The sequence below is a fragment of the Amycolatopsis sp. NPDC005961 genome (assembly GCF_040629235.1).
Taxonomy (GTDB): domain Bacteria; phylum Actinomycetota; class Actinomycetes; order Mycobacteriales; family Pseudonocardiaceae; genus Amycolatopsis; species Amycolatopsis camponoti.
The window spans coordinates 166,333-186,378 of sequence record NZ_JBEXVF010000001.1; the positions used below are offsets into that span (position 1 = coordinate 166,333).

Sequence of the window (20,046 nt, forward strand, 5' to 3'; positions counted from 1 at the left end):
CGGCTGGTCAGGGCGCGTCGGCGGCAGTGTCACGGGGCCGCCGCAGGAGCACCGCGAACGCGGCGGCGAACAGCACGCCCGCCGCGCCCAGCGCACCGCTGACCGGCGGCTGGAAGAGCACGGTGACCAGTGCGAACACCACGGCCACGGCCAGCACGAACCGGCTGCGCTCGTACGCCGCCAGCACCAGCAGCCCCAGCGCCGCCACGAGCGGGCCCCGGACGTCGCCGGACAGCCGCAGCTCCAGCGCGCCGACCAGGTCGAGCAGCGGGAGGGCGACCAGTGCGCCCAGCGTCCCGAGCACGAAGCGGACCGGCCGCGGCGGTGTGCCGGCGCGGCGCAAGCCCAGCCAGTACCACCCGGCCACGGCGAGCACGACGGCGGCGAGACCGGCGAGCCAGCCGAGCGTCGCCGACGGCACGACGTCGGTGGAAGTGGCGATGGCGACGGCCGAGAGCCGGTTCTCGGGCAGGCCCGCGCCGCCGAGCCCGCCGGTGCCGAGGGACACCCCCCGGCTCAGCTCGTAGCCGCGCATAGTGGCGAACTCGCCGGCCACCGGGGTGGCCGGGACCAGCGCCACCACCGCCATCACGAGCAGGGCGAACCCCAGCGCGGCCAATGGGAACCAGAGTCGTCGTCCATCCCCCATCGGGGCAGGTTAGCGCTCAGCAGAACGGCGGCAGCTCGCGCGGGTCGCCGACCGGGGCCCAGCGGCCGTCGACCTTCGCGTACTCCCAGCGAGCCCCGCGCGCCACGATCTGGCGCAGCGCCAGCACCACCCGGTCGACGTGCTCTTCGGTGCTGCCCAGGCCGAGGCTGACGCGGATCGCCTGCTGCCCGCTGCCGCCGGCGACGCCGATGAGGCGCTTGGCCGCGATGTGGGCGCAGAACGCGCCGTCGCGCACGCCGATGCCGTATTCGGCGGACAGCACCGCCGCCACCCAGCCCGGGTCGAAGCCGTCGACGACGAAGCTGAGCGTGCCGACGCGGTCGACCGGCGCGTCGAACAGCCGCAGCTCGGCGCAGCCCGGGATGCCCTCGAGTCCCTTGCGCAGCCGGGTGAGCAGGGCCTGCTCGTGCGCCACGACGGCGTCCCAGTTCTCGCTCAGCGTCTCGCACGCGACGCCGAGCGCGTACACGCCGACGGTGTTGGGCGAGCCGGCTTCGTGCCGCTCGGGGCCGGTGTTCCAGACCACCGCGTCCTCGGTGACGAGCTTGGTCGCGCCGCCGCCGGCGAGGTACGGCCGGGCGGCGCGCAGCCAGTCGGCGCGGCCGATCAGCGCACCCGCGCCGAAGGGCGCGTACAGCTTGTGGCCGGACAGGGCGACGTAGTCGACGTCCAGCTCCTTGATCGAGATCCGGCGGTGCGGGACCAGTTGCGCGGCGTCGAGCGCGATGCGGGCGCCGTGCTTCCGGGCCACCGCGGCGATCTCCGCCACCGGCAGGAGCTCACCGGTCACATTGGACGCTCCGGTGACGACGACCAACCGGGGCCCCTGTGGGGAATCCGCGAGGGCTTCGTCCACAGCGGACACCGCGGCGAGGCGCGTGCGCGGGGTCGGGATCCGCCGGACGTTCGGGCCCTGCCACGGCAGCAGCGCGGCGTGGTGCTCGGTGTCGAAGACGACGACCGTGGTGTGCCGCGGCAGGCTGCGGGCGAGCAGGTTGAAGGAGTCGGTGGTGTTGCGGGTGAAGACGACGGTGTCGGTGCGACGGGCGTCGACGAAGCGGCGCAGGACGTCGCGGGTGCGCTCGTAGAGGCGCGTCGAGACCTGCGACGCGAAGCCGGCACCGCGGTGGACGCTGGCGTACCAGGGCAGGAACTCGTCGACCTTCGTGCGGACGGCGTCGAGGCAGGGGGCGCTCGCGGCGTGGTCGAGGTTGGCGTAGCCGATGGTTTCGCCGGTGACCAGCGGGACCCGCAGCGCGGCCCCGGCGACGGCCGGGATGTCGTGCGTGGCAAGGCTTTCGGCGAAGACGACCCGGGCAGTGGCGGTGCTGGTGGTGCTGGTGCGATCGATGGCGAGAGTCATCGGTGCCTCCTCGGCGGTCCGGGGGACCCCGGCGAGGGGCCCGCGCTTGCCCGTCGCACGGCGCGACCGGCCCGGTCTTCACCCGGGGCACCCCACCGCGGTAGGAGGGTTGCCGGCCAGCAAGCCGGGGCTGAACGCTGGCACTCATGACCTGAGCCAGAAGGTAACCGAGAACGCCGCCGCCGGCCAACCCCCGCCTCACATTCTGAGACGCCGCTCACACACCGTGAGGACCTCAGAGCTTCGCGCGGAAACGTCCCGGGAGCTGCGTCACGGCGTTGTCGGCGAGGTGGGTCGCCGTGCCGGTGTACTGCTCGGCGCCCGCGGTGAAGCGCCAGCCGCCGATCGACTTCCCGTCGACCGGTTCGCCGCTGGCCGCCGCGACGACCGTCGAGACCTCGGCGAACGACTTGCCGTCCCAGTTCGCCGCCGCCGGGGCATCGGGGAGGGTCCAGAGCGTGAAGTGCACGTGGGCGCCGGTGCTGCTGCCGCCGCACGGGAGCGCGTTGCCGGTCGAGCCGAGCTCGGCTCCGGCCTCGACGTGCTCACCGTCGGTGACCTCGATGCCCTCCATGTGGTAGTACCCGGTTCGCCAGCCGCCGTCGTGGTCGATGGTCACCCAGTCGCCGCCCGCGCAGTGCTGCAGGTGGACGGTGCCGGCCAGCGGCGCGCGCACGGTGCGGTCGGCCGGGCTGAAGTCGATGGCGTTCTTGACGCCGGTGCTGCCGTCGTCGGAGTGGATGCCGGCCGAGTAGACCTGCTGACCGGCTTTGAACGGCAGGGCGAGCGCCGGGAACGGTGCCACTTCGGCGGTCGCGGTGGCGGGGACGGCCAGCCCGAGTCCGGCCGTGGCAGCGACGAGCAGAACCGCGAGACGAAGCTTTGTCACCGTGCGTACTCCTTTGACTTGATGTTCACCCATTCGAACTAGCCGATTCGGGCGCACTGTAATCCAAAAGAGGGAACGTTGGGAAGATCGAGTGAGATTTTCGTGAACCGGGGCGAGTACCACCCCGGCCGGCTCAGCGGCCGGACTCGCCCTTCCAGCGGGCCAGGCGGCCGGCCCGGTCCACCGCGCGGAGCCGGCGCTCGACGGAGTCGCGGACCTCGCTGGTCGTGACCACCAGCAGCTGGTCCAGCTCCTGCAGCCGGCTGGTCTTCTGCGGGGTGAAACCGGCGCCTTCGCGCACGAGCAGGCTGACCGTCGCGCCGACCGGCAGCCGCAGCTCCGACAGGTACACGCCGTGCAGCTTCGACCCGGGCTGGATGCGGACCTGCAACAGCTCGGCACCCAGCTCGTCCAGCGGCGCGGAGTCGACTTCGATCTCGTGCGGCTCGGACTTCTTCGCCAGCCCGAGCCAGCGCCCGAGCGGCCCGAGCGTCGCCCCCTGGACCAGCGTCAGCACGATGACCAGCACGAACACCGCGTTGACCAGCCGTTGCGCGCCGGGCACCCCCTGCGACAGCGGGATCATGGCGAGCACGATCGGCACCGCGCCGCGCAGCCCGGCCCACGACAGGAACGCCTGCTCCCGCCACGGCAGGCGGAACGGCAGCATCGCCAGCACGACCGAGATCGGCCGGGCCAGCAGCAGCACGACGGCCCCGGCGACCAGGCCCGGTACCACCGCCTCGAGCACCCGGCCCGGCGAGGCGAACAGGCCGAGCAGCACGAACAGCCCGATCTGCGCCAGCCAGCCGAGGCCCTCGGCGAACGACAGCGTGTCCGAGCGGTGCGGCAGCCGCGAGTTGCCGAGCACCAGCGCGGCGACGTAGGTGGCGAGCAGCCCGGACGCGTGCAGCAGCTGCCCGGACGAGTAGGCGACGACGCACACCGCGACCGTGGCGAGCGGGTAGAGCCCGGTCGCCGGCAGCGCGGCGCGGCGCAGCGCGATCCCGCCGAGCCAGCCGAAGGCGAGCCCGATCGCCAGGCCCGCCCCGAGCTCGTAGACGACCAGCAGCGGCAGCGTCCAGTCCACAGTGGCGCCTTCGGCCAGCACCACGACGGCGATGTACGCCGGCGCGTCGTTGATGCCCGACTCGAGCTCCAGCGCCCCGGTGAGCCGTTTGCCGATCCCGGCCGAGCGCAGCACCGAGAACACCGCGGCCGCGTCGGTCGAGGCGAGCACCGCGCCCCACAGCAGCGCGAACCGCCAGTCGAGGCCCAGCAGCCAGTGCAGGGCGGCGCCGGTCACCGCGACGCTCACCACAACGGCCACAGTGGACAGTGCGATACCGATGCCCAGCGCGGGTTTCACCGCCGACCAGCGCGTCGTCAGGCCGCCTTCGGCGAGGATCATGACGAGCGCGGCGAGGCCGAGCGACTGGGTCAGCTCGGGGTTGTCGAACCGGATGCCGAAGCCGGCTTCGCCCAGCAGCACACCGATCGCGAGGTAGAGCAGCAGCGAAGGCAGGCCCAGCCGGATCGACACGCGCACGGCGAGCACGGAGGCGAGCAGCACGACACCTCCGACGCCGAGCAGCAGGGGGAGCTGGTCCATGCCGCCTCCCTCCGAGTGCCGTGGGCCCTCAGAATAGTGAAGCGGTCGAGTTAACTCCTTCGTGTACCGCTGGGGCGCGCCGAGGGCGTGGTGTGTTAAGGCCCACCGAGCGCGGCGAGGTCGACACCGAGCGCCGCGAACGGCTTCTCCGCCGCCGGAAACACCTTCACCGCGCGATGCCCGTCGCGGCCGACCCAGCCGGCGGCGACCGCGCGCTCGAGCAACGCCGCGGGCACGGCCCCGGCGAGGTGGTCGCGCCGCTCCGTCCAATCCAGACAGTCGCGCAGCGGCGACCGCCGTCCGGCCTCGACCGGGACGCCGAGCTCGGCCAGCACCTCGCGGCCGCGGCCGGTCAGCGCCAGCCCGCCGTCGGCGTCGACCAGGCCGGTGGCCAGCATGCCGTCGCGGACGGCGACGCCGAGCACGCCGGCGAGGTGGTCGTAGCAGGTCCGCGCGAACCCGAGCCGCTTCACCCGCAATGAGGACTTCAGCCCGGTCACCGGCTGGTGCCCGCCAGTTCGTCGGGGGCTCCGGGTGGCGGAGCCCCCGGCCCGGGGCAGCGCCCCGGATGTCACAGCGTGCTGGGCCAGGTGCTCGATCAGCTCGGCGACGCGCGGGTCGACGATCCGGACGTAGCTGGCCCGGCCCTGCTTGACCCGGGCGACGAACCCGGCGTCGACCAGGCGGGTGACGTGCTCACTGGCCGTGGAGAGCGCGATCCCGGCCGCCTTGGCCAGCTCGCCGACGGTCCACGCCCGCCCGTCGAGCAGGGAGAGGCACATGGTGGCGCGGCTCGGGTCGGCGAGCACCGCGGCGACCTCGGCGAGAGCGATCGTCTCCATCCGCCCACGGTACGGCGGCGGGACTTCGCCCGCGGCCGAACCTTCGCCCGGACAACACCCGCACCCAGCCAGCCGACACGCGTACCCAGCCGGACGACACACGTACCTAGCCGGACGACACGACCGAGGCCCGGCGTGTCGTCCATCGGGGTACGCGTGTCGTCCGGGCAGGTACGCGTGTCGTCCATCGGGGTACGCGCGTCGGCCGGGCGGGGGCGGGTGTCGGCCGGGCGGGTGCGCGTGTCGGCCGGGCGGGGGCGGGTCAGAGGGCTTTCAGGAACTTGGCGGCCAGGGTGACGGCCGGGCCCGAGTCGTTCGAGTCCTCCAGGAGCACCGCGAACGCCACGGTCCCGCGGTACCCGACGAACCAGCCGGTGGCTTGAGAGCCGTCGCCGAACTGGGCCGTGCCCGTCTTGCCGAACACCTCGCCCGCGCCCGCGGCACCGCGGGCCGTTCCGCTCGTCACCACCGCGCGCATCATCGTCCGGACCTGGCCGAGCACCGCCGCGGGCGGCGGCGAGTAGCCCTTGACGACCGTCGTCTTCAGGTCGTGCCACAGCCGCGGCGTGATCGCCTTGCCGGACGCCACCGTGGCCGCCATCAGCGCGCCGCCGAGGCAGCTCGCCTGGATCCGGCCCTGGCCGAACCCGTCCTCGACCTGCTCGTCCTTGCTCGCCGCCGGCTCGACCTTGCCCAGCTCGGTGTCGATCCCCGGGATCTCGTAGTCGGCGTTGAGGCCCAGCTCGTTCGCGGCTTTCACCAGCCCGTCGGCCGGCAGGTCCAGCGCGAGCTGCCCGAACGTCGTGTTGCACGACCGCGCGAACGCCGTCTGCAGGTTCGTCGCGCCCAGCTCGAAGCCCTCGTTCTTGACCGTGCGCGTGCCGACCGTCGCGACACCGGGGCAGTCGACGGGTGAGGCCGCTTTGAGCCCGCTCTGCTGGATCGCGGCGACCGACGTCGCGATCTTGAACGACGATCCCGGCTCGTACAGGCCGCTGAGGGCCTTGGGCGACTGCCCGGCGGCGGAGTTCTGCGCGACGGCCAGGATGTCGCCCGACGCCGTGTCGAGCGCGACCATCATCGCCGAGCCCGCGGTGTAGCCGTCGACCGCGGCCTGCGCGGAGTTCTGCGCGGCCAGGCTCAGGCTCGAGGTCAGCGGCTTCGCGTCGCCGTCGGCCTTGCCGAACAGCGTCTCCACGTTCTTGCCTGCGGTGTCGACGCGCTCGACGGCGAAACCGCCCCCGGCCGCCGCCGTGACCTGCCCGCCCAGCGCCGAGTGCAGCAGCGGAGCGGGGTTGCCCGGCACCGTCCGCAGGCCCTGGGCCCCGCTGACGAGCAGCGGCTTGCCGTCGCGGTCGGCCACCGCCGTCGTGTCCTGCACCGCCGTGCTGACCACCAGCCGCTGCCCCGCCTCCAGCTTCGGGTGCAGCAGCGACGGCGCCCAGTGCACGAGCCACTTGCCGCCGGCCTGGGTCAGCTCGAACGGCACGTCGTAAGTCCAGGTGCCCGGCTTAAACGCCCACGCCATGCTGAACGTCCCGCCGGTCCGCTGGGCCCCGGCCGGGGTCGGCTGCAGGACGGTCAGCTTGGCCGCGACCGACGACGGGTTCAGCGTGTTCCGCGCGTCCCGCAGGGCCACCGCGGCCGCCGGGGCGGCGTCGGTCAGCCGGCTCGCGGCGTCCGGGTTGTTCTCGGACAGGTCCTGCAGGTACTCGGTGATGGCCGAGTGCGGGTCGATCGCGCCCGGGCTCTCGACGCTGGTGGCCCCGGCTTCCGCCTCAGGCGTCGAGCCCCCGCCGTTCAGCAGGAAGAACGCCGCCGCCACGACCACGACGACGAGCAGCGCGCCGCCGATCAGGATGCCCCGTCTTCTCGCAGGACTCATTTCCGCGTACCCCTCCCCCAAGGAACCGCCACCGTCGTGGGTGACCGGCCGATCTTACCGGTCACCCACGACAGCCGGTCAGGCTTTTACGACCGAAACCGTCACCTTCGTGCCGTCGCCGACGGTGCCGGCCGAGCCGTCGGCCACCGGGGCGTGGGTCACCGACGTCGCCAGCGTCTCCGACGCCAGGAAGTCCTGGTGCGTCCGGGCTGCTTCGACCACGTCGGCCGGCGCGTCCACGGTCAGCGCGATCCGGTCAGCAACGTCGAGCCCGGCGTCGCGGCGGGCCTGCTGCACGACCCGGACCAGGTCGCGGACCAGGCCTTCCGCCGCCAGCTCCGGCGTCACCTCGGTGTCGATCAGGACCAGCCCGGACCCGCCGGGCAGCTCCGCCGCCGCCCCGCCGCTCTTGGCGACCAGCCGCCGCTCGAACTCGCCTTCCCGCAGCGAGATCCCGGCCGCGACGACGGTGTCGCCCCGCAGCGACCAGTCGCCCGCCTTGACGGCCTTGATCACCGTCTGGACGTCCTTGCCCAGGCGGGGACCCGCCGCCCGCGCGTTGACCGCGACCTCGAACCCGCCGTGCGCGGCGACGTCGGTGGTCAGCTCGACCGCCTTGACGTTCACCTCGTCCCGCAGGATGTCCGCGAAGGGCGCCATCGAGTCGGCGTCGCCGGCCGCCACGACCAGCGACGACAGCGGCAGCCGCACGCGCAGCTTGTTCGCCTTCCGCAGCGACAGCGCCGACGACGCCACCTGCCGCACCCGGTCCATCGCGGTGACCAGCGCCGCGTCGGCCGGCAGGTCGAGCGCGTTCGGCCAGTCGGTGAGGTGCACCGAGCGGCCGCCCGTGAGCCCGCGCCAGACGACCTCGGTGGTCAGCGGCAGCAGCGGCGCCGCGACCCGTGACGTCACCTCCAGGACGGTGTGCAGCGTGTCGATCGCGTCCCGGTCGCCGGCCCAGAAGCGCTCGCGGGAGCGCCGGACGTACCAGTTCGTGAGGACCTCGAGGAAGTCCCGCACGGTCTGGCACGCGCCCGCGACGTCGTACTGGTCCATCGCGTACTCGACGTCGGTGACGAGTTCGTGCGTCTTCGCCAGCACGTACCGGTCGAGCACGTTCGGCGAATCCGTGCGCCACTTGCCTTCCACGCCTTCGGCGTTCGCGTACAGCGCGAGGAAGTAGTACGAGTTCCACAGCGGCAGCACGGCCTGGCGGACCGCGTCGCGGATGCCCTTGTCGGTGACGACCAGGTTGCCGCCGCGCAGGATCGGGCTCGACATGAGGTACCAGCGCATGGCGTCGGAGCCGTCGCGCTCGAAGACCTCGTTGACGTCCGGGTAGTTGCGCAGCGACTTCGACATCTTCGCGCCGTCCGAGCCCAGCACGATGCCGTGCGCGACGCAGGCTCGGAACGCCGGCCGGTCGAACAGCGCCGTCGCGAGCACGTGCAGCAGGTAGAACCAGCCGCGGGTCTGCCCGATGTACTCGACGATGAAGTCGCTCGGGTAGTGGTGCTCGAACCAGTCGGCGTTCTCGAACGGGTAGTGCACCTGGGCGTAGGGCATCGAGCCGGAGTCGAACCAGACGTCGAGGACGTCCGGGACGCGGCGCATGGTCGACTTGCCGGTCGGGTCGTCCGGGTTCGGCCGGGTCAGCTCGTCGATGTAGGGCCGGTGCAGGTTGTCCAGCCGGACCCCGAAGTCCGCCTCCAGCTCGTCGAGCGAGCCGTAGACGTCGGTGCGCGGGTACTCCGGGTCGTCGGACTGCCACACCGGGATCGGCGTGCCGAAGTACCGGTTGCGGGAGATCGACCAGTCGATCGCGTTCTCCAGCCACTTCCCGAACTGGCCGTCCTTGACGTTCTCCGGGTACCAGGTGATCTGCTGGTTGAGCTCGACCATCCGGTCCTTGAACTGCGTCACCGCGACGAACCACGACGAGACCGCCCGGTAGATCAGCGGGTTCCGGCAGCGCCAGCAGTGCGGGTAGGAGTGGTCGTAGGTCTCGTGCCGCAGCAGCACGGCGCCCTGCTGCCCCGCGGAACCCGTGCCGTTCTTGAGGTCCCGCACGATGTTCGGGTTGGCGTCGAAGACCTGCTGACCCTCGTAGTCCGGCACGGTCGCGTCGAACTTGCCGTGCGCGTCGACCGGCGTGACCGGCGGGATGCCGGCGGCGTCGGTGACCACTTTGTCGTCGGCGCCGTAGGCCGGGGCGATGTGGACGATCCCGGTGCCGTCGTCGGTGGTGACGTAGTCCGCGGCCAGCACCTGGTGCGCGTTTTCGGTGCCGGTGAAGTACGGGAACGGTGGGACGTAACGGGTTCCGAGCAGCTCGGCGCCGGTGTAGCGCGCGACGACGGCCGGCTCTTCGCCGAGTTCACGCTCGTACGCGGCGACCCGCGCTTCGGCGAGCAGGAACCGCTTGCCGTCGTGCTCGACGACGACGTACTGCACCTCCGGGTGCACGGCCGTGGCGAGGTTGGACGGCAGCGTCCACGGCGTCGTCGTCCAGATCAGGAGGTAGGTGCCGTCGAGGTCGTTGTCGTTGCCCTCCAACCGGAAACCGACCGTGACGGCCGGGTCCTGGCGGTTGCGGTAGACGTCGGCGTCCATGCCCAGCTCGTGGTTGGACAGCGGCGTCGCGTCGCGCCAGCAGTACGGCAGGACGCGGTAGCCCTCGTAGACGAGTCCCTTGTCCCACAGGCGTTTGAAGGCCCAGAGCACCGACTCCATGTACGTGACGTCGAGGGTCTTGTAGTCGTCGTCGAAGTCGACCCAGCGGGCCTGGCGGGTGACGTAGTCGCGCCACTCGTCGGTGTAGCGCAGCACGGACTCCTGCGAAGCCGCGTTGAACTTCGCGATGCCCATCTCTTCGATCTCGGACGTCTCGGTGATGCCGAGCTGGCGCATGGCCTCGAGTTCGGCGGGCAGGCCGTGGGTGTCCCAGCCGAAGCGGCGCTCGACCTTGCGGCCCTTCATCGTCTGGTAGCGCGGCACCAGGTCCTTGACGTACCCGGTGAGCAGGTGGCCGTAGTGCGGCAGGCCGTTGGCGAACGGCGGGCCGTCGTAGAAGACGTACTCGTTGTCGCCGTGCTCACCCGCGGGCCGGGCGTCGATGCTCGCCTGGAACGTCCGGTCGCTCTCCCAGTAGGCGAGGACCTGCTTCTCCAGCGCGGGGAAGGACGGCTGCGAAGGAACTCCTGCGCCGTCGTCCAGACTGGCCTGGGGATACATCCGGGTGCTCCTCGGTTCGTCGCTCTCGTACGGACGACCGGCTCCCGGTCACCCACACGGGGACGAGACGCCTCACGGCGTTCCGCGGTACCACCCCGCTTGCCCGGCACTTGCTCCCGGGCCGCTCGTTCGACGGCTGTCACGGGCCGCACCCGTCCGGTTCTACTGAGAGCGGTGACGCTCGGTTCTTCCGGAGGCTCCCCGGTGATGGCCGGATCGACGCCTTGCTGGTTACCAGGTTAACCGGCCCGCGCAACCCGGTTGTCACGAGGGGCACGTAGGCCGGGGAGAGTTCGGGACGGACCGGGGGTGCGATGGCGTGTCGTCGCACCGCACTCGCGTGTCGTCGCTCAGCGGTGAGCGGAGACCAGGTTCGCGTCGGGACGGCAGCGGTCACAGGGGGTGAAGCCGAGCTGACGCGCCTCGCCGACGCCGATCGGGATCGTGTCGCGGGTACCCAGCCAGACGCACGTCGTCAGGTGGTAGCGCGGGTGCTCGTCGACCACCACGACCTCGTCCTCGAGGTCGGCCAGGACGGCGATGTCGGCCGCCGGGGTCTCTTCCTCGCCAGGGTCGGTCTCGGGTTCGGCCGGAACCTCCGCCGCAGCGGGTTCCGCCGGCACCTCGGGCTCGGGGGTGTCGGCCGGATCCCCCAGGTCACCGGCCGCGGGGATGAGGACAGTCTGTTCCGCGTCGGCCGGAGGCTTCTCCGCCGACGACTCCTCGGAGACCGGCTCCTCGGCAATCGGCTCCTCGGAGCCCGGCACTTCGGCGACGGGCTCTTCGGAGGCCGGTTCTTCGGCCGCGGGTGCGGCGGGTGCGGGTTCGGCAGGTGCCGCGGACCGACGCCGGCGGCGCAGCCAGTCGGCGACCAGCAGCAGCCCGGCCAGCACCGAGAGTCCGATGGAAACCCACGCCCACAGCGAAGAAGCGGTGATGAGCGCGGTGACGAGCAACCCCAGAGCCGCCAGTACCAGTACCAGCACGATGTAAAGCACGCTGAATTACAGCACGAACGGGGCAAGATCGTCGGTCGACCCGCCCACCTGCGGTATCGGATCGACTCCGAACCGTGGCTCACCCCGCCGGCTCGCGCCGGCGGGGTGAGCCCGGAGGAAAATCAGCCCGCTTCGGCCCGCGGGCCGAACGAGTAGCCCTGGCCGCCGCTCGTCGAACCGGACGACTGCCCGGAGTTCGACGACGCCGACGCCGGGGCCGCGGAGCCGCGGTCGTCGAGCTCGCGCAGCTGGGACTCGAGGAACCCGCGCAACCTCGTGCGGTACTCCCGCTCGATCGTGCGCAGCTCTTCGATCTTCTTGCCCAGCCCGCCCTTCTCGGCGTTGAGGCTGTTCATCGTCTCGGTGTACTTCCGCTGCGACTCGCGCTCCAGCGTCGTCGCCTTGTCGCGCGCCTGGCGCTCCAGCGTCTCCGCCCGGGTCCGCGCGTCGTTCAGCATCGTGTCGACCCGAGTACGGGCCTCGTTGACCATCGAGTCGGACTTCGCCCGGGCGTCCGAGAGCAGCTGCTCGGACTTGGTGCGGGCCTCGGCCAGCATCCCGTCGGACTCGGTCTTCGCCTCGGCGGTCAGCCGGTCGGCCATCTCCTGGGCGAGGCCCAGGACCTTGGCGGCCTGCACGTTCGGCTCGGCGCTGTCGCCGACCATCGAGTGCGCCTGGGTCTGCTCCATGGCGGACTGCGGCGGCGGCACCGGCGCCAGCCGGCGCGACGGCTCTTCACGCATCGGGGGGGCCGACTTGGCGTTGTCGAGCTCGCCACGAGTCGACTCCAGCTCGGCGTCGAGCTGCTCCATCTGCTGGCGCAGCTCGTTGTTGTCTTCGATCAAGCGGGCCAGCTCGGTCTCCACCAGGTCGAGGAACGCGTCCACCTCGTCCTCGTTGTAGCCCCTCTTGCCGATGGGCGGCTTGCTGAACGCAACGTTATGCACGTCAGCGGGGGTCAACGACATCAGATCACCTCACGCACTCCATGGCCTGCAGGGTCCATCCAAGTTCTTCCCCGATCAACTTGGAGTCGCCAGTTGCATCGCGAAGAACACAACCAGCAGCAGAACCATAATCGACAAGTCCAGTCCGACGCCGCCGATTCGAACCATCGGAATGATTCGTCTGAACAGACGAACCGGCGGGTCCGTCACTGTGTAGATGGTCTCGAGCGTCACCGCAACCCCCCCGGCCGGATGCCACTCACGGGCGAACGTCCGGACGAGTTCGATCACGATCCGCGCCGTCAGCAGCAGCCAGAAGGCGAACAGCACGTACCAGACGACCAGCCACACAGCTTCCACGTACCTACTCTAACCGGGCGTCCTCGTAGAAGACGCTGTTGAGGGGGTCGACGCGGCATCGGGTCGACAAAATCACGTCTGCTTGCGCTCAGCGGTCCGCGCGACTTCAGCCCCGCAAGAATAATCCGCCCTCGGCAATCCGCCGACGGTCTTCGGCGGTGACGTCCACATCGGGCGGTGAGAGAAGGAACACCTTGTTGGTGACCTTGTCCATCGACCCGCGCAGCGCGAAGGCCAGCCCGGCGGCGAAGTCCACCAGCCGCTTGGCGTCCGCGTTCTCCATCTCGGTGAGGTTCATGATCACCGGGATGCCCTCGCGGTAGTGCTCGCCGATCGCCCGTGCCTCCGCGTAGCTGGTCGGGTGCAGCGTGGTGATCCGGCTCAACGGGTCACGCACCGGCTGGCGCACGACCGGTTCGGTGACCGGTCGCAGGCGCGCCACGGGCTCGGGCTGCCGGTCCATCGCGAGCGCGCCGTGAACGGCCGGCTCCGCACTGGCCACGGAGCGTGACCGGCTGCGGCTGACAGGCTCGTCGTAAGTGTCGTCGACGTCGCGGTACCGTGAACGCGACGACCGAGGAGCCGGCTCTTCGTAGGAGTCGTACTCGTCGTCGTAGCCGCGTCGATAGTCGTCCTCGACTTCGTAACCGTCGTCGTCAGCGGGCACCATCCCGAAGTAGGCCTTCAGCTTCTGCAGCGCGCTCATGCCTCTCCCTAGCCCTAGCCGCTCCCGCACCAACGTTTCTCCACGCCGTCAGTGCCCCGTACGGCCGACCACTAAACGTGACCGCGTACGGGCTCCCTACGGCGAGGCTAAACCGCGTCCGCCGAGCAACGCGGTTCCGACACGCACACAGGTCGAGCCGTGCGTGATCGCCTGCTCGAGATCATGGCTCATCCCGGCGGAGACTTCTGCGGCATTCGGGTGATCTTCGCGGAGCCGCTCACCGGCGCGAGCGAGCCGTTCGAAGGCCTCCGACGGGTCGGCGCCGAGGGGTGCGACGGCCATCAGACCCCGAAGCCGCAGTTCACCCATGTGAGTGACGCGCTCGGCGAGCGCGCCGAGCTCGTCCAGCGGGCAGCCGCCGCGCTCCGGATCGTCGTCGAGGCTCGCCTGGATCAGCACGTCGAGGGGTTCGTCACGTATCTGGGCGTCCCTCGCCGCACGGACCGCCTTCGCCAGCGCGTCGGCGAGCCGGGCCGAGTCGAGGGACTGCACCTCCTGCGCCCACTCGACCACGGAACGTGCCTTGTTCCGCTGCAGCCGGCCGACCATGTGCCAGCGCAGCGTGGCGCCGGGCCGCAGCCCGGCGACTTCGACCGTCTTCGGACCGGCGTCCTGGTCGCGGTTCTCGCCGAGGTCGGTGACGCCGAGGTCGGCGAGCAGCGCGGCGTCCGAAGCCGGGAATGTCTTGGTGACCGCGATCAGCTTGACGTCTTCGCGTGCCCGTCCGGCGGCGCGGCAGGCGGCGGCGATGCGTTCCTCGACCGCGGCGAGGTTCGCGGCCAGCTCGGCCCTGCGCTCGGTCATGCCTCGACCCAGGTGATCCCGGCGATCCGCCCGGTCGTCCCGTCGCGGCGGTAGCTGAAGAGCGTCTTGTCCTCGTTCGTGCACCGCGGGTCGACGCCGATCTTGCCGACGCCCAGGTCCGCGAGCTGCCGCCAGAGGCCTGCGCGCAGGTCGAGGCCGGGTGTCCCCTGGCGCGTCTTGCAGGCACTGCCGGGAACGTGCTTCTCGACGTCGGCGGCCATGGCGGCCGGGACCTCGTAGCAGTCGCCGCAGATGGCCGGCCCGAGCAAGGCTTCGATGCGGCCCACGTCGGCGCCCGCCTCCCGCATCGCGGCGACCGCCGCCGGGACGACGCCGACCCGGGTGCCGACGCGCCCGGCGTGCACCGCCGAGACCACCCCGGCCTCGGCGTCGGCCAGCAGGATGGGGACGCAGTCGGCGACCAGCACCACGAGCGCGACGCCCGGGGTCGCGGTCACGAGCGCGTCGGTCGCTTCGGCGGCCCGGGTCTCGGAGCCGTCCACAGTGGTCGCGGTGCGGCCGTGGACCTGTTCCATCCAGGCCAGCTTGTCCTCGGCCAGGCCCAGCTCGGCGGCGAGGCGCTTGCGGTTCGCGAAGACGTTCCCCTCGTCGTCGCCGACGTGGTCGCCCAGGTTGAACGTGTCGTACGGCGGCCGGGACGCGCCGCCCGCCCTGGTCGTGACCACTCGCCGAACCCGCATGCCGCCATCCTCCCAAACGCGGTGAAGGCCTCCTGATCGGCCTGGAAAGCCGGCCAGGAGGCCTTCACGGAACAGTGTCGTCAGCGCCGCATGAACGGCGGGACGTCGACCTCGTCGTCCGACGGGTCGTCGTGCACCGGCATCGCGCGGCCGGGCAGGCTGCCCTGGGTCGCGTTGGAGCCCATCGGCGAGTAGCCGCGCGAGCCGCCACCCGGCTGCGGGAGCCCGCCCGAAGACTGGCTCCCGGTGGCCGAAGGCAGCGGCGAGTGCGACCGCGGCGGCGCGACCGGGTAGCCGGAGCTGCCGGCCGACGGCACCGGCGTGGCTCCCGACGGCGGCGTCGGCGGGTGCGACACCTGGCCGGCCGAGGCCGACGCGGTGGTCGAGCCCTGGCGCGAGCCGGAGCCGAACGTCGACGGGTCGAGCTTCTTGTGCGTCGGTGCGCCCGCGTCGAACCCGGCCGCGATCACCGTGACGCGGACCTCGTCGCCGAGGGAGTCGTCGATGATCGTGCCGAAGATGATGTTGGCGTCCGGGTGCGCCGACTCCTGCACCAGCGAGGCGGCCTCGTTGATCTCGAACAGACCCAGGTCCGAACCACCCGCGATCGAAAGCAGCGCGCCGTGCGCACCGTCCATGGAGGCCTCGAGGAGCGGCGAGTTGATCGCCTTCTCGGCCGCCTGGATGGCCCTGCCTTCACCGCGTGCGCTCCCTATCCCCATCAACGCCGAGCCCGCGCCGGACATGACGCTCTTGACGTCGGCGAAGTCGAGGTTGATCAGGCCCGGCGTGGTGATCAGGTCGGTGATGCCCTGGACACCGGACAGCAGCACCTCGTCCGCGGAGCGGAACGCGTCCATCAGCGAGACGCCGATGTCGCCGAGCTGCAGCAGCCGGTCGTTCGGGATCACGATGAGGGTGTCGCACTCGTTGCGCAGCGACTGGATGCCGTCCTCGGCCTGCTTGCCGCGGCGCTTGCCCTCGAAGGTGAACGGGCGGGTCACGACGCCGATGGTCAGCGCGCCCAGCTTGCGGGCGATCTGCGCCACGACCGGGGCGCCACCGGTGCCGGTGCCGCCGCCTTCGCCGGCCGTCACGAACACCATGTCGGCGCCCTTGATGACCTCTTCGATCTCTTCACGGTGGTCTTCGGCGGCCTTCTGGCCGACCTCGGGGGCGGCGCCCGCGCCGAGGCCCCGGGTGAGTTCGCGGCCGATGTCCAGCTTGACGTCGGCGTCGGACATGAGCAGTGCCTGGGCGTCGGTGTTCACCGCGATGAACTCGACACCCTTGAGGCCGACCTCGATCATGCGGTTCACGGCGTTCACGCCGCCACCGCCGATGCCGACCACCTTGATCACCGCAAGGTAGTTGTGCGGGGGCGTCATCGAAGTCCGCCTTCCTGATCGTTGTGCCCGTACAGCCCGCCGGCGGATGATCGACTCTCAACCTAAACCGCAGATCGAGAGTTATGTCAACTGCCGACGTTAGGCAGGACGGTAGGCACCAGGCACGCTCTAATCCAGTAGGCACGCCGTGTGTCGCAAAGGTGTTTTGCCACAACACGTTCGAGCGCGCAAGAGCGAGGAGCCGGGAGCACCGCTCCGGCCGCGTCTGCTATGGCGCTCCGGTCAGGCCGGGACGGGCATGCTCATGAGCACCTCGGTGGGTGCCCCGCTGGGCGATCCGCCGGCCTGCTCGAGGCTCACCGCCAGGTGGTCGGCGCTCCCGACACCCTCCGCGACGACCAGGCCGCCGTCGGCCGCCGAGGCGATCACGCCGGCCGAGCGCGGCGCGTTCTTGCCGGTGATCAGCCAGGCCTCGTAGACCTTCCCGCCCGCCTGCGCCGGCAGCCCGGCGTCCATCACCATCACGCGGTTCAGCGACTTCGACAGCACGACCGTCACGCCGCCGCCGGTCGGTGCCTCGCCGTGCGCGGTCTTCGCGTCCGGGGCCGCGAGCAGCGCGGCGACCGGCGCGTACCGGTCCTTCGCCTGGTCGAGCTGGGTCTGCGCGGACTGCAGCTCCTGCTGCTGGGTCAGCGCGATCCCGCCGAACACCCCGCCCGCGGCGAGCCCGACGACGGCGGCCGCGGCCGCCACGACGACCGCCCAGCGCGGGGCGCGCGCCGACCGCCGCTGCCGGTCCGGCGAGCCGGGCCGCGTCCGCGGCGGCAGCTGGCGGGTGGCGTGCATGGCGGTCATGACGCGGTCCTTGAACTCCGGCGGCGGCTCCTCGGCCATCGCCGCGCCCAGGCGGGCCGCGGTCGCGCGCAGCTCGGCGACCTCCTGCGCGCAGGAGTCGCACTGCTCGAGGTGGCGGGAGAACTCCGCCCGCTCGATGTCCGACACCGCGTCGAGCGCGAACGCGCCCGCCAGGGTGTGCATCTCCGGCGTGCTCACGCGGTCACCCCCAAGCAGTCACGCAGGCGGATCAGGCCGTCCCGAAGCCGCGTCTTGATGGTTCCTTGCGGCGTCGACAGCACTTCCGCCACCTCGCGATAGGTGTAGCCCTGGTAGTAGGCGAGCAGCACGGATTCGCGCTGCAGATCGGTCAGGAAGGACAGGCACCGGCGTACCTGGGAGCGTTCGAGCCGCGCGGTGACGGACTCGGCGACCTCGTCGAACGGCCGGCCGCGGGCGGCTTCGAAGGTCGCCTTCTGCTCGCGCTCGGTGCTGGCACGCGCCGAGCGGACGCGGTCGACCGCGCGGCGGTGCGCCAGCGTCATCGCCCAGTTCAGCGCCGAGCCCTTGTCCGGCGCGTACCGCGTCGCGGTGCGCCAGAGCTCGACAAGCACCTCCTGGGCGACCTCCTCGGACTGGGCCGCGTCGCGCACGATCCGCCGCACCAGACCGAAGATCGGCCCGGCGAGCTGGTCGTAGAGCAGCTCGAAGGCCCGCTCGTCACCCTTGGCGACGCGCGCCATCAGCTCTTCGGCCGTCGGACCGGCCGGGACTTCGGCGGGCACCGGCGCGATGTGGCGCTGGCGGGCCTGCTCATCCATGCAGCTGTCCTCCGGCGTTCTGCGGGGTGCGCGCGATGACCGGCGCCTTCCGCAGCCACAACGCGACGCCGTGGCGGCGGATCAGCGCGGACACCCGCTGCGGGAGCAGCGGCCGGGCCAGCACGAGCCGGACCAGCCACCGCGGGTCCACCGGGCGGCGGACTCCCCGCAGCGTAGCGACCAGCGGCGTCGAACTCCCGCGGCGCAACGCCACGGTGAGGTCGAGCAACGCTTCCGGGCGGGGCAGGCGCATCCGGTACTCGCCGTCCATCTCCTGGAACGGCGAGACGTAGAACTCCTTGGCCGCGCGGGCGCACCCGGCCTCGTCGGGGTTCAGCAGGTAGGCGTGCCGGCCGCCGTAGGTGTTGTGCACCTCGGCGACGACGCACGCGAGCCGGCCCTCCGGGTCGTGGCACCAGTAGACGCTGATCGGGTTGAACACGTACCCGAGCACGCGGGCGGCGGCCAGCATGACGACCTTGCCGCCGCGCAGGTCGACGTCGCGCTCGGCGAGCCACGCGTCCAGCTTCTCCCGGATCCCCCGCGGGTCGCCCGCGACGAAGTGGTCCCGGCGGTCGAACCGGGCGAACGGCCGCAGCCACCACGGCAGCCGCGGCGGCGCGTCCAGGTCCACCAGCCACAGGTACACGCGGTGCGCGAAGGAGTGCGGCGGGTCGATCCGCCGCACGTGCGCGACCGTGGCGTCGTAGAGCGCGTTCGTCACCAGGCGACTCCGAGGCTTTCGGCGGCGCGGGCCCCCGACGAGCAGCCGTCTTCGTGGAAGCCCCAGCCGTGGTAGGCGCCGGCGTAGGCGAAGACGCCGTCGTTGAGCTCGGGCAGTCGTCGTTGCGCCGCAACGGATTCCGGGGTGTAGACCGGGTGCTCGTAGTGCATCTTGGCGACCAGCGCCTCCTTGCCGGTGCCCTCGCCCGGGTTGAGCGTGACGACGTAGCCGGTCGGCTCGTCGAGGCGCATCAGGCGGTTCATGTCGTAGCTGACCTGGACCGCGCCGGTCGGGGCGCCGCACACCGGGGCGCGGTAGTTCCAGCCCGCGCGGGCGTCGGCCAGCGACGGCAGCACGCTCGTGTCGGTGTGCAGCCAGGCCTCGTTGGCCGAATAGCGGAAGGCGCCGAGCACCTCGCGCTCGGCGGCGGTCGGGTTGGCCAGCAGGGACAGCGCCTGGTCGGCGTGGGTGGCGATGACGACCCGGTCGACGCGGTGCGGGGTGTCGGCGTCGTCGCGGATCTCCACGCTGCCGCCCGCGGTCCGCAGCACCGACCGGACCGGCGTGGACAGGTGCACCGCGGTGAGCTGCTTGGCCGCGCGCTCGACGTACTCGCGGGACCCGCCGACGACGGTCCGCCAGGCCGGCGAGTTCTTGACCGAGAGCATGCCGTGGTTGCGGAGGAACTCGAACAGGTAGCGCGCCGGGTAGCGCAGCGTGTCGCTGCGGTCGGCCGACCAGACCGTCGAGACCAGCGGCAGCATGAAGTGGTCGGTGAAGTAGCGGGTGTAGCCGCCGATGGCGAGGAACGCGCCGAGCGTGACGTCGCCGGCGTCTTTCGCGTCCAGCAGGCGCTTGGCGTGCCGGTGGAACTTCTTCACCTCGGCCAGCATCCGCAGGTAGCGGGGCCGCGCGAGGTTGCCGCGCTGGGCGAACAGGCCCGGCAGCCCCTTCGCGCCGGCGTACTGCAGGCCGCAGCCGTCGCACCGGATGCTCATCGACATCTCGGTGTCGCGGGTGCGCACGCCGAGCTCCGCGAACAGCCTCAGCAGCGTCGGGTACGTGCGCTCGTTGTGGACGATGAACCCCGAGTCGACCCCGATGGTGCCGCCGTGGGCACTGGGGACGTCGTGGGTGTGCGCGTGCCCGCCGAGCCGGTCGTCGGACTCGAAGAGCAGGACCTCGTGCTTGCGTTGCAGCAGGTATGCCGCCGTCAGCCCGGCCACCCCGCTGCCGATGACGGCGATGCGTTCTCCCGTGATCTCCACACCGGTGATTCGCCG

General features: G+C 71.7%; 18 protein-coding genes and 1 riboswitch. All 18 genes read right to left on the bottom strand.

From position 1 onward, the window contains the following. Positions 1 to 7: 7 nt before the first annotated feature. On the bottom strand, positions 8 to 649 hold the full coding sequence (locus tag ABZ342_RS00810; RefSeq protein WP_360468025.1) for a hypothetical protein: 642 nt from the start codon (positions 647 to 649) through the stop codon (positions 8 to 10). Between the two features lie 16 nt (positions 650 to 665). Continuing rightward, complete coding sequence (locus ABZ342_RS00815) at positions 666 to 2,033, bottom strand: aminotransferase class V-fold PLP-dependent enzyme (protein WP_360468026.1); 1,368 nt, start codon at positions 2,031 to 2,033, stop codon at positions 666 to 668. A 37-nt stretch (positions 2,034 to 2,070) separates the two neighbouring features. Beyond that, positions 2,071 to 2,185, bottom strand: a riboswitch (SAM riboswitch). Positions 2,186 to 2,268: 83 nt separating this feature from the next. Further along, on the bottom strand, positions 2,269 to 2,922 hold the full coding sequence (locus ABZ342_RS00820; protein ID WP_360468027.1) for a M23 family metallopeptidase: 654 nt from the start codon (positions 2,920 to 2,922) through the stop codon (positions 2,269 to 2,271). A gap of 133 nt (positions 2,923 to 3,055) precedes the next feature. Further along, positions 3,056 to 4,534, bottom strand: coding sequence for a potassium/proton antiporter (locus ABZ342_RS00825; RefSeq protein WP_155546039.1), 1,479 nt, complete (start codon positions 4,532 to 4,534; stop codon positions 3,056 to 3,058). Between the two features lie 95 nt (positions 4,535 to 4,629). Further along, complete coding sequence (locus tag ABZ342_RS00830) at positions 4,630 to 5,376, bottom strand: metalloregulator ArsR/SmtB family transcription factor (RefSeq protein ID WP_360468028.1); 747 nt, start codon at positions 5,374 to 5,376, stop codon at positions 4,630 to 4,632. A gap of 262 nt (positions 5,377 to 5,638) precedes the next feature. After that, entirely contained in the window at positions 5,639 to 7,261 is a 1,623-nt protein-coding gene (locus ABZ342_RS00835; RefSeq protein ID WP_360468029.1) for a penicillin-binding transpeptidase domain-containing protein, read from the bottom strand. 78 nt (positions 7,262 to 7,339) lie between these two features. Beyond that, on the bottom strand, positions 7,340 to 10,498 hold the full coding sequence (gene ileS, locus ABZ342_RS00840; RefSeq protein WP_360468030.1) for an isoleucine--tRNA ligase: 3,159 nt from the start codon (positions 10,496 to 10,498) through the stop codon (positions 7,340 to 7,342). A 350-nt stretch (positions 10,499 to 10,848) separates the two neighbouring features. Then, complete coding sequence (locus ABZ342_RS00845; RefSeq protein WP_360468031.1) at positions 10,849 to 11,496, bottom strand: hypothetical protein; 648 nt, start codon at positions 11,494 to 11,496, stop codon at positions 10,849 to 10,851. Between the two features lie 122 nt (positions 11,497 to 11,618). Then, positions 11,619 to 12,464 (bottom strand): DivIVA domain-containing protein, encoded by an 846-nt coding sequence (locus ABZ342_RS00850; RefSeq protein WP_155546034.1) that lies wholly within the window; start codon positions 12,462 to 12,464, stop codon positions 11,619 to 11,621. 54 nt (positions 12,465 to 12,518) lie between these two features. Further along, on the bottom strand, positions 12,519 to 12,794 hold the full coding sequence (locus ABZ342_RS00855; protein ID WP_072477845.1) for a YggT family protein: 276 nt from the start codon (positions 12,792 to 12,794) through the stop codon (positions 12,519 to 12,521). A 115-nt stretch (positions 12,795 to 12,909) separates the two neighbouring features. Further along, positions 12,910 to 13,509, bottom strand: a complete 600-nt coding sequence (gene sepF, locus ABZ342_RS00860) for a cell division protein SepF (protein WP_155546033.1) — start codon at positions 13,507 to 13,509, stop codon at positions 12,910 to 12,912. 96 nt (positions 13,510 to 13,605) lie between these two features. Further along, positions 13,606 to 14,334: a YggS family pyridoxal phosphate-dependent enzyme gene (locus ABZ342_RS00865; RefSeq protein ID WP_360468032.1), complete on the bottom strand. Its 729-nt coding sequence runs from the start codon at positions 14,332 to 14,334 to the stop codon at positions 13,606 to 13,608. Next, positions 14,331 to 15,035 carry a peptidoglycan editing factor PgeF gene (gene pgeF, locus ABZ342_RS00870; protein ID WP_360468033.1) on the bottom strand — a complete coding sequence of 235 codons (705 nt, stop codon included), beginning with the start codon at positions 15,033 to 15,035 and terminating at the stop codon, positions 14,331 to 14,333. Before pgeF ends, ABZ342_RS00865 begins: the two co-directional genes overlap by 4 nt. A gap of 80 nt (positions 15,036 to 15,115) precedes the next feature. Further along, a complete protein-coding gene (ftsZ, locus tag ABZ342_RS00875) occupies positions 15,116 to 16,423 on the bottom strand; it encodes a cell division protein FtsZ (protein ID WP_155546030.1) in 1,308 nt (435 codons plus the stop codon). 243 nt (positions 16,424 to 16,666) lie between these two features. Then, positions 16,667 to 17,422, bottom strand: coding sequence for an anti-sigma factor (locus ABZ342_RS00880; RefSeq protein ID WP_360468143.1), 756 nt, complete (start codon positions 17,420 to 17,422; stop codon positions 16,667 to 16,669). Between the two features lie 11 nt (positions 17,423 to 17,433). After that, on the bottom strand, positions 17,434 to 18,039 hold the full coding sequence (gene sigK, locus ABZ342_RS00885; RefSeq protein ID WP_155546029.1) for an ECF RNA polymerase sigma factor SigK: 606 nt from the start codon (positions 18,037 to 18,039) through the stop codon (positions 17,434 to 17,436). Beyond that, positions 18,032 to 18,766 carry a DUF1365 domain-containing protein gene (locus ABZ342_RS00890; RefSeq protein ID WP_360468144.1) on the bottom strand — a complete coding sequence of 245 codons (735 nt, stop codon included), beginning with the start codon at positions 18,764 to 18,766 and terminating at the stop codon, positions 18,032 to 18,034. Before ABZ342_RS00890 ends, sigK begins: the two co-directional genes overlap by 8 nt. Next, on the bottom strand, positions 18,760 to 20,031 hold the full coding sequence (locus ABZ342_RS00895) for an FAD-dependent oxidoreductase (RefSeq protein ID WP_360468034.1): 1,272 nt from the start codon (positions 20,029 to 20,031) through the stop codon (positions 18,760 to 18,762). Before ABZ342_RS00895 ends, ABZ342_RS00890 begins: the two co-directional genes overlap by 7 nt. Between the last annotated feature and the right edge of the window lie 15 nt (positions 20,032 to 20,046).